The sequence below is a fragment of the Streptomyces sp. NPDC032721 genome (genome assembly GCF_055579625.1).
Map to the genome: position 1 here is coordinate 374,622 of NZ_JBVIMX010000001.1, position 11,479 is coordinate 386,100.

At 72.8% G+C, this 11,479-nt stretch carries 13 protein-coding genes; 5 read left to right on the forward strand and 8 right to left on the reverse strand.

Features of this window, described 5'->3' with window-relative positions; translation table 11 throughout:
- Positions 1 to 62: 62 nt before the first annotated feature.
- Positions 63 to 1,382: an NAD(P)/FAD-dependent oxidoreductase gene (locus ACZ5PB_RS01600; RefSeq protein ID WP_468688229.1), complete on the reverse strand. Its 1,320-nt coding sequence runs from the start codon at positions 1,380 to 1,382 to the stop codon at positions 63 to 65.
- Between the two features lie 273 nt (positions 1,383 to 1,655).
- Here ACZ5PB_RS01600 and ACZ5PB_RS01605 point away from each other — a divergent pair, with 273 nt between their 5' ends.
- Together ACZ5PB_RS01605 and ACZ5PB_RS01610 are read left to right on the forward strand one after the other, a co-directional pair.
- Positions 1,656 to 2,615 carry a TIGR03557 family F420-dependent LLM class oxidoreductase gene (locus ACZ5PB_RS01605; protein WP_468686810.1) on the forward strand — a complete coding sequence of 320 codons (960 nt, stop codon included), beginning with the start codon at positions 1,656 to 1,658 and terminating at the stop codon, positions 2,613 to 2,615.
- A 136-nt stretch (positions 2,616 to 2,751) separates the two neighbouring features.
- Positions 2,752 to 3,885, forward strand: a complete 1,134-nt coding sequence (locus tag ACZ5PB_RS01610) for an enolase C-terminal domain-like protein (RefSeq protein WP_468686811.1) — start codon at positions 2,752 to 2,754, stop codon at positions 3,883 to 3,885.
- 25 nt (positions 3,886 to 3,910) lie between these two features.
- Here ACZ5PB_RS01610 and ACZ5PB_RS01615 read toward each other — a convergent pair whose 3' ends face one another.
- Genes ACZ5PB_RS01615 through ACZ5PB_RS01625 form a run of 3 tightly spaced genes read right to left on the reverse strand, consistent with a single transcriptional unit; the run spans position 3,911 to position 5,909 of the window.
- Complete coding sequence (locus tag ACZ5PB_RS01615; protein WP_468686813.1) at positions 3,911 to 4,252, reverse strand: hypothetical protein; 342 nt, start codon at positions 4,250 to 4,252, stop codon at positions 3,911 to 3,913.
- Positions 4,253 to 4,297: 45 nt separating this feature from the next.
- Positions 4,298 to 5,407, reverse strand: coding sequence for a winged helix DNA-binding domain-containing protein (locus ACZ5PB_RS01620; RefSeq protein ID WP_468686815.1), 1,110 nt, complete (start codon positions 5,405 to 5,407; stop codon positions 4,298 to 4,300).
- 25 nt (positions 5,408 to 5,432) lie between these two features.
- Positions 5,433 to 5,909 (reverse strand): phage holin family protein, encoded by a 477-nt coding sequence (locus tag ACZ5PB_RS01625; protein WP_468686817.1) that lies wholly within the window; start codon positions 5,907 to 5,909, stop codon positions 5,433 to 5,435.
- A 174-nt stretch (positions 5,910 to 6,083) separates the two neighbouring features.
- Here ACZ5PB_RS01625 and ACZ5PB_RS01630 point away from each other — a divergent pair, with 174 nt between their 5' ends.
- Positions 6,084 to 6,896 (forward strand): methyltransferase domain-containing protein, encoded by an 813-nt coding sequence (locus tag ACZ5PB_RS01630; protein ID WP_468686818.1) that lies wholly within the window; start codon positions 6,084 to 6,086, stop codon positions 6,894 to 6,896.
- A gap of 66 nt (positions 6,897 to 6,962) precedes the next feature.
- Positions 6,963 to 7,331: a VOC family protein gene (locus ACZ5PB_RS01635; RefSeq protein WP_468686819.1), complete on the forward strand. Its 369-nt coding sequence runs from the start codon at positions 6,963 to 6,965 to the stop codon at positions 7,329 to 7,331.
- Between the two features lie 57 nt (positions 7,332 to 7,388).
- On the opposite strand, the gene ACZ5PB_RS01640 is transcribed toward ACZ5PB_RS01635, so the two are convergent.
- Positions 7,389 to 9,356 (reverse strand): DUF5107 domain-containing protein, encoded by a 1,968-nt coding sequence (locus ACZ5PB_RS01640; RefSeq protein ID WP_468686820.1) that lies wholly within the window; start codon positions 9,354 to 9,356, stop codon positions 7,389 to 7,391.
- A 189-nt stretch (positions 9,357 to 9,545) separates the two neighbouring features.
- Here ACZ5PB_RS01640 and ACZ5PB_RS01645 point away from each other — a divergent pair, with 189 nt between their 5' ends.
- A complete protein-coding gene (locus ACZ5PB_RS01645; RefSeq protein ID WP_468686821.1) occupies positions 9,546 to 9,884 on the forward strand; it encodes a DUF6204 family protein in 339 nt (112 codons plus the stop codon).
- Here the strand turns inward: ACZ5PB_RS01645 and ACZ5PB_RS01650 are convergent.
- From ACZ5PB_RS01650 to ACZ5PB_RS01660, 3 genes are read right to left on the reverse strand one after another with little or no spacing between them, the layout of a single operon-like run.
- Positions 9,862 to 10,293, reverse strand: coding sequence for a RidA family protein (locus tag ACZ5PB_RS01650; protein ID WP_468686822.1), 432 nt, complete (start codon positions 10,291 to 10,293; stop codon positions 9,862 to 9,864). The two genes, ACZ5PB_RS01645 and ACZ5PB_RS01650, sit on opposite strands and share 23 nt — an antisense overlap.
- A 58-nt stretch (positions 10,294 to 10,351) precedes the next feature.
- Positions 10,352 to 10,921, reverse strand: a complete 570-nt coding sequence (locus ACZ5PB_RS01655) for a GNAT family N-acetyltransferase (RefSeq protein WP_468686823.1) — start codon at positions 10,919 to 10,921, stop codon at positions 10,352 to 10,354.
- A gap of 35 nt (positions 10,922 to 10,956) precedes the next feature.
- The gene (locus tag ACZ5PB_RS01660; RefSeq protein ID WP_468686825.1) at positions 10,957 to 11,346 is read right to left on the reverse strand and encodes a hypothetical protein; all 390 of its coding nucleotides are present in this window, start codon (positions 11,344 to 11,346) and stop codon (positions 10,957 to 10,959) included.
- Positions 11,347 to 11,479 lie beyond the last annotated feature (133 nt).

Here is an 11,479-nt window from a genome sequence, read left to right on the forward strand (position 1 = left end):
TCTCTCCTCTGCTGTACGGGTGTTGCTGTACGTGGTCGGTGGTTTCGCGGCGCCGCCGTTGCTCAGTCCCCGCTCCTGCGGTCCTGCTGGCGCGGCACCCTCGCCAGCTCGGGCGCCGAGGTGTCCAGCGGCACCGACCAGGACCGGACCAGCCCCAACTGGACCGCCTGGCGCGGCAGTACGGCGTCGAGCGCCCAGTCGGCGGCGACCCGGACCCGGTTCCCCGGCATCGCGGCGAGGTGGTAGCCACGGGTGACCGCCCCGGCGAGCGGCCCGGACAGCGGAACCCCGAGCGGGTTCGCGCCGGCCTTGACCCCGCCCAGGTCGACCACGAAACCGAGGTCGTGGTGCTGGTAACGCTTCATCTCCGGGGCGCCCAGGCCGAGCGAGACGGCGACGTTGTGGCCGCACACCTTGCCCTGGCGTGCTGCGTGCTGCGCCGTCATCGGGGTGAACTCCCCCGGCCGGGTCAGGTCGGGCACGGCGGCGGCGTCACCGCACGCGAAGATTTCCGGGCGGCCCGGCACGCCCAGGTGCGGGTCGACGAGCAGCCGTCCGCGTTCGACGGACAGGCCGAGGGCGGAGACCAGCGGGTCGGGCCGTACCCCCACGCACCAGATGAGCGAGCGGGTCGGCACGAACTCGCCGTCGTCGAGGTGCACTCCGCGCGCGGTGGCCTCCTTCACCGACGTCCCGGTGCGTACGTCGACGCCGCGCTCGCGCAGCACCTTGTCGGCGGTGCGGGAGAGCCGTTCGTCGAGTTCGGGCAGGACCCGCCCGGCGATGTCGAGGAGCAGCCAGCGCGGGCGCCGTTGCGGGGTGCCGTCGCCCCGGCCGCGTACCAGGGCGTCGGTGAACATCGCTCCGTGTGCGGCGACCTCGACGCCGGTGTAGCCCGCGCCGACGACCACGAAGGTGCGGCGCGAGGCGGCCTCTGCGGGGTCGTCGCACCCGGTGGACAGTTCGATCTGCCGGGTGAGGTGGTCGCGCAGGTACAGCGCCTCGGGCAGGCCGCGGAAGCCGTGGGCGTACTCGGTGACTCCCGGTATGGGCAGCAGTTTGTTGACGCTGCCGACGGCCAGGACGAGCCGGTCGTACGGCAGTTCACCGGCCTGCCCCTCGGGGTCGGTGTAGTGCACCCGGCGTTCCGCGAGGTCGACGTGTCCGGCCTCGCCCAGGACCAGGCGTACGCCCGGCAGGGTGGCGGTGAGCGAGACGCTGACCCGGCGGGGTTCCAGGATTCCGGCGGCGACCTGGGGCAGCAGCGGCAGGTAGAGGAAGTAGTCGGTGGGGTTGAGCAGCACGATCTCGGCGCGGCCCTGGGTCTGCCGGGAGAGGGTGCGGGCGGTCTGGTGCCCGGCGAACCCGCCGCCGACGACCACGACGCGGGGGCGGCGCCCCGGCCTGCTTCCCGAGCGGTGCGGGGAAGGGTTCGGGGACGGGCTCGCGGAAGGGTTCGCGGAGTGGTGCGCGGAATGGTTCCCGGGACTGTTCACGTTCGACTCCCCTGCGGACGGCTGCGGCGGGCGGCGACCAGTCCCGCGTGCCCGGGGCGGGCCGGGCCAAACACCGTGATCGGGGTGTTTCCGGACGTCACCGCGGGTTACCCGGAGCAGAGGCAGCACATCCCTGCGGAATCGGAAGGCGCGCCCCTCATGACCGAATTCGGCTACTTCCTCTCGTGCGAGGAGTTCGGCCCGGCCGAGCTGGTGGAACAGGCCAGGATGGCCGAGCAGGCGGGCTTCAAGGCCCTGTGGATCTCCGACCACTTCCACCCGTGGAACGGCGAGCAGGGGCAGAGCCCGTTCGTGTGGTCGGTGATCGGCGCGCTGTCGGAGGCAGTGTCGTTGCCGGTGCAGACGGCGGTGACCTGCCCGACGGTACGGATGCACCCGGCGATCGTGGCGCACGCCGCGGCCACCGCCGCGGTCCAGCTCGGCGGCCGGTTCCGGCTCGGCGTGGGCAGCGGCGAGGCGCTCAACGAGCACATCATGGGCGGCCCCTGGCCGAGCGCCCGGGTCCGCCTCGACATGCTCGAAGAGGCCGTCCAGCTGATCCGCAACCTCTTCGACGGCAACGAGGTAAGCCACGACGGCAAGCACTACCGGCTGGAGAACGCCCGCCTCTACACCGTCCCCGACGAGCCCGTCCCGATCGACGTCTCCGCCTTCGGCCCCCGGGCGATGGCCCTCGCGTCCCGGATCGGCGACGGCCTGATCACCATGAAGCCGGACGAGGGCGCGGTGACCCGGTTCCGCAAGGGCGGCGGCGGGGCGAAGCCGGTGAGCGGCGGCTACAAGGTCTGCTACGGCCCGGACCGTGCGGCGGCCGTCGACACCGCGCACCGCCTGTGGCCGAACGAGCAACTGCCCGGCGAGCTGGGCCAAGTACTTTCCACGCCCCGGCACTTCGAGCAGGTTTCACAGCTCGTCACCAAGGACATGGTGGCTTCGAAGGTGGTGTGCGGCGATGACATCGACGCGCACGTGGGGCGCCTCCAGGCCCATGCCGACGCGGGTTTCGACCGGGTGTTCGTGCACCAGATCGGTCCCGACCAGCGCGGATTCTTCGACTTCTACCGCACCAAGGTGCTGCCCCAGGTTCAGGAGCCCTGAGATGAGGCTGACCCAGGACGCCCACCGGCCGGACCCCGCCTGGCGCCCGACGCTGCGCACCCGGCTCTCCCACCTCCTCGCCCGCATCCGGTCCGTCGTCCTGCGGCGGCGGAACGCTTGACGGGGCCGTGACACCGTGAACGCTTCGGACACCGCACCCGGACCCGGCCGGCTCGCCCTGGAACAGGTGACGGTGACCTGCTTCTCGGTCCCCACCGACGCCCCCGAGGCGGACTCCACGCTCCACTGGGAGAGCACCCCCGTGGTCGTGGTCGAGGTGCGGTCATCGGAGTGCGTGTACGGCACCGGCTGGACGTACGCGCCCACCGCCGTCGCCACCCTGATCGCCCACGACCTGGCCCCGCTGCTGCTCGGTCTGGACGTCTTCGACATACCGGCGGCGCACGAGACGATGTGCCGCACGGTGCGCGACCGCGGCGGGCCGGGCCTCACCTCGGCGGCGATCTCGGCGCTCGACCTCGCCCTGTGGGATCTCAAGGCCCGGCTGCTGGGGCTGCCGCTGGTCCGGCTGCTCGGTGCGGCCAGGGAGGCGGTGCCGGTGTACGGCAGCGGCGGGTTCACCACGTACCACGACACGCATCTCGCCTCCCAGCTCGCCGGGTGGGTGCACGGCCAGGGCATCGACCGCGTCAAGATCCGGATCGGCGAGGCCCGGGGGCGGGCCGCGGTCCGCGACCTGGACCGGACCCGGTTGGCGCGCGAAGTGATCGGCGCGCAGGCGGAGTTGTACGTGGATGCGAGCGGCGGCTACACCCGCAAGCAGGCGGTACGGATCGGTGGTCCGCTCGCCGAGTACGGGGTGGGGTGGTTCGAGGAACCGGTCCCCCCGGCGGACCTGACGGGGCTCCGGGTGGTGCGGGACGCGGTGGTGTCGGACGTGGCGGCGGGCGCGCACGGCGGCGAACTGGCGCTCTTCGCACGGATGGTGACGTCGGGCTCCGTCGACTGCCTGGTGCTGGACGCGACCCGGTGCGGGGGCCCGACGGACTTCCTGCGCGCCGCCGCCCTCGCCCAGGCGCACGGCCTGGAGGTCTCCACGCGCGGCGCCCCGCACGCGCACGCGCATCTGGCGGCGGCCGTGCCCAATCTGCGGCACGTGGAGTGGTTCCACGACCACGTACGGGTGGAGTCGATGTTCTTCGACGGGGTGCTGGACCCTTCGGGCGGTTCCCTGCGGGTCAACTCGGGTGCCCCCGGGCACGGCCTGACGTTCCGTCACGAGGAGGCGGAGCCGTACCGGGTGGCGTGACCGGCGGGGGAAGGGCGAGAAAGAGTCAGGCCGCCCAGGGCACCCGGCAGACGTGCGGTCCCGAACCCTCCGGGCACAGGCCGTGCAGCACGGCCTTGCGGACCGCCCGCCAGGTCTTCAGCGAGCACTCCAACCGGAGGCGCAGTTTCACCGGTTCGCGGGCGCCGCTGTCCTGGCCCGGGTGCTCGATGGCCCACTGCTCGGCCAGGAAGTCGTACGCGTCGGCGAGGTCCTCCCCCCGGAGGACGGCGTAAGCGGTGATCCGGGCGCTCCGCGGCGGCCGTACTGCATCGCGCACGCGGTCCTTGACCCAGTCGAGCCCTTCCTCGTCCGCGTACAGACTGAAGCCCATGGTGCGCTTCTTCATGCCACCCACTTCACACGTCCCACTTCACACGTCCCGCTTCACATGTCACACGTCTTCGATCTCTCGAATGCGCACCCCGTCGCACTCGCTCCCGGACAGGAACACTGCCATCGCGCTCCCCTCCTCCGCGACCTCTTTACGGGCGGCCCGGCCGAGGCGGACGAACGGCGACACGACGACGGTGCCGGTGCCGGCCTCGACGTCCCAGGTCGCGGCGACCCGCCCGTCGACGAGGACGGCCCGTTTGCCGTCCACCGAGAGGCCCTTGTGCGCGTCGTCGATGATCCGGCTGCGGTCCTGGTAGCCGAGGATGGCGTTGTCGAAGGCGGGCAGGAACCGCACGGGGGCCGGAGTGCCGGGGTCCGGACGCGGTGCGCCGGGCAGGTCGAGGAGTACGCGGCCCCGCTCGTCGCGGAAGGTGACCAGCTCGTCCCGCAGGGCGGCGACGGCGGCGGGCAGCCCGGCGAGCCCGCACCAGGCGCGCAGGTCGGCGGAGGCGGCGGGACCGTACGCGGCCAGATAGCGCCGTACGAGCTCCTGGCCCACCGGGTCGGCGGGGTCGCCGGACAGCGGTTCGGCTTCCTGCCCCAGCCAGTCGGCGAACGGCAGGTTGCGCACCCCCGCCCTGGTCCGCCACAGTCCGCGCGGCGGCAGCTGCACCATGGGGATGAGGGCGGCCACCAGCGACTCCCCCAGCGGGCGCCGCGAGGTGTCCGGCCAGCGTGCTGCGACCGCCCCGGCCAGTTCGCCCATCGAGCGGGGCACGCCGTCGGCCATCACTTCCCGCCCTGCGGTGGCGAGTTCGTCGAGGTCGACCCCGGCGAGGTCCTTGCGGTAGACGCCGAGGACCTTCTGCCGCAGCATCGCGTCGTGCCGGGAGCGCCAGCGCAGGGCGTCGGCGGCGGTGACGAGGTGGACGGTGCGGCGCATCAGGTGGGTGCGTACGACCTCGCGCCCGGTCAGCAGGCCGGACAGCTCGGCGGGGTCGAAGTCGCGCAGCCGCGAGAAGAGTCCGACGAACGGCTCCTGCGGCTCCTGGGCCTGCATCCCGCCGAGGTGCGCGACGGCGCCGAGGGCCGGCAGTTCGGCGCGGTCGAGGAGCAGTTGCCTGGCGAGGGTCGCGCGGTTGAGTGCGCGGGTTTCGAGGACCGTCATGGGGTCACCCTGGCAGCAGTCGCGGTCAGGGTGTGTCCGCAACTCGCTTCGTGGCCGGGTCCCCCTTCGTGCCTACCTCGGGCGCCCTCCCCGGTACGGGCGGGACCCCGGGGACGGAAGTAGCCGCCTCGGCCACGGCGCCTGGCGCGACCCCCGGGGCCACGCCAGGCGCCCCGGTACCCGTACTCGCACCCATGGCGGAGCCGGATCCGAGCCCCGGCCGCGCCGCCCGCCGCAGCACGACGGCAGCCACCAGCAGCGCCGCCGCCACGATCAGCGCGGCGGCCCACATCGGCAGCACCAGACCGAGCGCCAGCACCACCCCTGCCACCAAGGCACCGCCTCCGTAGAGCCCCGCCGCGCCCGCGCCCGCGTACAGCCGGGCGGGGCGGCGCTGCTCCTTCAGCCGCTCGCGGAGCTCATCGGCGACGGTGTCGCGGACCACCTTCACGATCTCGCGCGAGAGGTCCAGATTCGGCGCCGCTCCCGCGATCCCGCTCATTTTCGTATCCGTGTTCGTATCCATGTGCATCGCGTACCCGTCAACTCCTCCGGTACGCACAGCCCTTCCCCCACAAGCTCCGTGTCCACATCACAAGACACATATCTCACGATGCGACATCCGGGCTTACGGTGAAACCACTCACCGACCAGCACGCGTGAACGGGGTACCGCCATGCCGAAAGAGACCGCCGTCTACACCCACGGCCACCACGAGTCCGTACTGCGCTCGCACACCTGGCGCACCGCCGAGAACTCCGCCGCGTACCTCGTCCCCCACCTGCGCCCCGGCGCCGCCGTGCTGGACGTCGGCTGCGGCCCTGGCACCATCACCGCCGACCTGGCCGCACTGGTCGGCCCGGAGGGCCGGGTGACCGGCGTCGACGCCGCCCCCGGCATCCTGGACCAGGCCCGCGCGACCACGGCCGAACGCGGCCTGACGAACGTCGGGTTCAGCACCGCGGACGTGCACGGCCTCGACTTCCCCGACGACTCCTTCGACGTGGTCCACGCCCACCAGGTGCTCCAGCACGTGGGCGATCCGGTCACCGCGCTGCGCGAGATGCGCCGCGTCTGCCGCCCCGGCGGCATCGTCGCGGCCCGGGACGCGGACTACGCGGCGATGTTCTGGTACCCCGAACTCCCGGTGCTGGACGGCTGGCTGGACCTGTACCGACAGGTCGCCAGGGCGAGCGGCGGCGAGCCGGACGCCGGCCGGAGGCTGCGCGCCTGGGCTCAGCGGGCCGGGTTCACCGACGTCACCTCCTCGGCCGGGAGCTGGTGCTACGCGACCGAGGACGAGCGCGCCTGGTGGAGCGGCCTGTGGGCGGACCGTACGACGGCGTCCTCGTACGCGACCCTGGCCGTGGACGGCGGGCACGCAACTCCCGCCCGGCTCAAGGAGATCGCCGACTCCTGGCGCGAGTGGGGCACCCGCGAGGACGCCTGGTTCATGGTGCCGCACGGCGAGATCCTGTGCCGCGTCTGAGCGTCGCGCGCTCCGTGCTCACGGAATCGATCACGCCCCCGGCCCGGCCCAACTACCCTCGCCTCCATGGAAATCCTGGGCACCACACTGCGCATCTACCTCGACGACCTGGCCGCGCTGGACACCACGGCCGCCTTCTACGAACGCATCACGGGCACCCGCGCCCAGCGCTTCGAGCGCGGCGGGGTGTCCGTCGCGGCGGTGGGCTGCTTCCTGCTGATGAGCGGGGATCGTGAGGAGATCGACCTGCTGCGGAAGGTGGCGGCGACGGTCGCGGTGAAGGACGTGGAGCAGGCCCACATCACGCTGACCGCCGCCGGTGCGCAGATCATCGCGGGCCCGGTGGCGACCCCGGTGGGCCGCAACCTGATCGCACTGCACCCCGACGGTTCGGTCTTCGAGTACGTCGACCGGGGCGGCCCGGAGTCTTCCTGAGGGGCCGATCACCCGGCAGGGCAGGGTACGCAGGGCAGGGGGCGGGGCGGGGGCGGTTCAGTCCCCCGACCGCCGCCGGAAGTCGTACCGGGCAGGGACCGGGTCGTCGGTGAGCGTCGCCCAGACGTCGCTCAGCTCCGTCGAGCCCTCGCGCAGATCGGCCACCTCGACCCCCGCATCGAAGACCGCCCGGGCGGCCCGCCGGTCGCCCTCCGCCGCCAGCAGCAGCGCCTCGACCAGGCGGAACCGGCCCGTTGCCCTGGTTTCCGGGCGCAGGCCCTCCCATACGGTGCGGGCCTGGGCGGGCCGGTCCACCGCGAGCAGTGCCTCGATGGCCTCGCGGCCCAGGGCCGCGGTGGCGGCCGTCCAGTGCTCGCCCTCGCGGCGCTCCTCGCACAGGTCGGCGAAGGCTTCGGCGTACAGGTCCGCGGCGCGTTCGGCGTGGCCCGCCTCGCGGTCGGCGAAGGCCAGACAGCGAAGCAACGGCCAGCGGGACGGGGCCAGTTGCAGGCCGCGCTCCCAGCTCCGTACCGCCTGGGCCTGATCGCCCGCGTGCCACTGCGCCACGCCGAGGTGGTACTCGGTGAGGGGTTCGGCGGGGGCGGTCTCCAGCATGTCGCGCCAGTGCGGGGCGACCAGGGTCGGGCCGGGCGGGGTGACCCTGCGGGGGTACGGGAAGGTTCCCGTACGCAGCAACTCCAGCCAGGGAGACTGCTGTTCGGTGAGGGTGGACTCGGGGAAGGGCGTGCCCGGCAGCTTGAGTCCGGCGCGCAGCACTTCCAGGGCGCCCCATCCGGACCCGGTGGCCAGCCGCTCGCCGGGTTCCAGGTCCGCGTGCACCAGCCAGGCGGTGTACGCGGTGTCGAGGGCGGTGCGCGGCAGCGCCGCCTCCAGGGCGCGCTCGGCCGCCGTGCGCGCCTGGGCCCAGTCGTCGCCGTGGACCGCGGCGGGGTCCGCCGCGAGCGGCCCGTACGCCTCCAGCCAGCTGAACTCCGCCTCGGGTTCCAGGGGCACGTGTTCCAGCTGGGTGCGGGCCAGACCGGCCTGGATCTCGGCGTAGCCGGGGGTGCCCGGTTCGGTCAGCCATTCCTGCCAGCGGCGTCCGCCGCCGCCCGTGCCCCAGAGGAAGAGCTTGCGGCCGCGCAGTCCGTCCGTGGAGGTCTGTACGAGGCCCTCGCCCGCCCCGTCCAGTGCGGCGACCCACTTCCGGGCGGCCTCGGGCACCTCGTAGAAGTAGTCGGCGGGGACCTCGCCGCGTGCCGGGTAGGTGCGGTCGACGTCCTCGGAGCGCGGCACCGGGACCCGCTCCAGCGTCCGGTCGTACCCGAAGTGCCAGGCCTCGTCGGCGGGGGCGAGTATCCGGGTGCGGTCGGTCTGCTCGACGGCGGTGTTGGACCACCAGTAGGTGGGGACGGGCCTCTCGTGCGGATTGCGGATGCGGACGCCGACGTACAGGAAGTCGGAGTCGGCGGGCAGCCACAGGTCCACCTGGAAGGGCAGGTCGCGCAGCCGCTCCCACTCCCACAGCCGGACCATCTCGCCGCCGTCCGGGGCGGGCACGACGGCCGCGTGGAGCGGGGCGCAGGTGAGGGTGGTGTGGCCGGTGGCGCCGATGTTCCACTCGATGCCCCCGGAGAACCAGGCCCCGTTGAGGGCGAAGTCGGCGGGCTGGAGGACCGGGTTGCGGTAGACGAGTTCGCGGCCGGTCGGCTTGTGGTGGAGGGAGTGGATCCGGCCGCCGAGGCCGGGCAGGACGGTCGCCCGCAGCCGGTGGTTCTCGATCACGACGGCGTCGAGCGCGGTCTCCGTGCGGGTGCGCCCGTACCCGTCGAGCGTGCGTACCGGGAGCAGCGTGCGCAGTGGTGCGTGGCCGACCTGACGGGCCATGTCGCGCGGCATGCCCTCCTTGGCCCGCTCGTCGAGCACATGGACCTGGTCGAGGGTGCGCAGTCCCGGCAGCGGGTTCTCCGGGCCCAACGGGGCGGCGGGCAGGGTCAGTACGGCACGTCGCACGGTCGTGGCCAAAACAACCTCACTCGGATCCAGGCACGTCCAGGCGCAGCGGGGCACACGCCTCTTCCCTGTCCATCCGAACACGCCGGGCGCCGCCCTGACCAGGGGTTCCGGCGGTCAGTATTAAGCAAAGGCGCCCTGCGGCCGACCGCCGTAGGCTGGCGCTTTCGCAGCAGCGGGGGCAAGAGGGAGAGACGGAAGATGAGCACGCAGCACACGTACCGGGTCATCGTGCGGGGCACCTGGGACGGTCTGACCGAGGAGAGCCGCACCCGGCTGCTGGCCGAGCAGGACGCGCACGGCCTCACCTCCATGCAGTTCACCGAGGAGGGCTCCCTCACCTACGACGTGCCGCTCAAGCACTTCTCGATGCGCTATCTGGTGGTGTCGGACGCCGAGGACGGCCAAGAGATGGCGTGCGCGCTGGCCGAGGACCTCGCGCAGCGCGCTCTCAAGACCCTCGGGCACGGCCACGGCGAGCTCCGCTCCAAGGCGACCGACATGGACACCATGAAGATCAATCGGAAAGGGCGGCAGTGACGTCGAGCTCGACCAGCTGCCCGGCGAAGCCGAGCCTGACGACCCCGATGAGGGTGCTCGCGCTGGTGAAGGCGGGTGCCAGCGGTGAGGCGGTGAGCCGCTGCCAGACCGAGCCGAGGGGGCCGGGGTCGTCGGTAGCGTCGGTGACGACGTAGATCACGGTCCGGACGACGTCCTCGGGCCCGGCGTCGACGGCCGCGAGCGCGGTCAGCGTGTTGGCCACGAGCTGGTCGGTCTGGGCGAGCACGTCACCGGGTCCGACAAGGTCGCCGTGGACGTCGAGCGGGCACTGTCCGGCGAGGTGGGCGGTGCGGCCCGCTTCGGCGACGGTGACGTGGTGGTAGCCGGGGGTCGGATGCAGCGCGGCGGGGTTGAGGCGGGTGAGGTGACGGGTGGGGTGATTGGCCATGGGCCCCACCCTGGCGGTCCGACTCGCCCTCCGGCAAAGGGTTTTGGCGTGTGCCGTGTTACGCCGATGTCCCCGGCCGCAGCTCCGGCGCCGTGAGTGCCCAGCGTTCGTGGTCGCGCCAGGCTCCGGCGATGTACAGGAAGTCCGGCGAGTAGCCCTCGTAACGGAAACCGGCGCGCCGGACGAGGGCGAGCGACGCCTCGTTGCCGGGCTGGATGTTCGCCTCCAGGCGGTGCAGGCCGAGGCGGCCGAAGGCGTGCTCCAGGACGAGGGACAGGCCCTCGGACATCAGGCCCCGGCCGGTGGCGTGGGCGAAGCCGCCGTAGCCGAGGGCACCGTTCTGGAAGGCGCCCTCGACGATGTTGTTGATGTTGATGAAGCCCGCGATGCGGCCGTCGTCGCGGGTGCAGACGAGGAAACCGGCCCGGGACGGGTCACCGATCAGTACGCCGGCGTAGTCCCGGTACTTCTCGGGGCTGTCCGGCGGGGCGAGCCACGGCCGGTGCAGCTCCCGGCTCTCCCGGACCCGCGCGGTGAACTCCTCCGCGTCGTCGAGCCGGAACGGCCGGATGCCCACCCGCGGGCCCTCGGCGAGGTGACGGGAGAGGTGGGTGGCAGGTTCGGACATCCGGCCAGGTTACGTCGGCAGGGGCCCGGCAGGGGCTACGGGCACCTCTCGTCGGTCTTCACGACTCCCAGTCTGAGGGTGCCGCCGTTGAGTTTGGCGCCCGCCTTCGGGGACTGGGTGCAGACCTTCCAGTTGGGCGGCCAGAGCACCTTGCGGTGGTCGCCGCTGAGGTCCCTGATGTCGAGGGCGTTCTCGGCGCTCACCGTGGAGTAGACGCGGAAGAGGTTCCGGCCCACGAAGTTCGGCAGCGGGTCGGGCCGGTCCATGACCGCTGTCCGGACGGTGCCGGGGGCGGCGGCAGGAGCCGCGACGGGCGATTCCGTCACCGTCACCGTCGCTGCCGTCGCCGTCCCGGCCGCGCCCGCCGACAGGACCAGCGCCGCGCCCGCCGCCGCCATCGTCATCGCCGCACTCTTCCGTGTCACTCGCGCCTCCTGAGCAGTCTCCGCACAGCACGCCCGGTGCGGCTGTCGTGTCCGTAAACAGGATGAGCGGGCCAAGGACACGGCGCGGCGAGGGACGGGCCGTACGGGTGACACCCCGGCGCACCCACGTCAC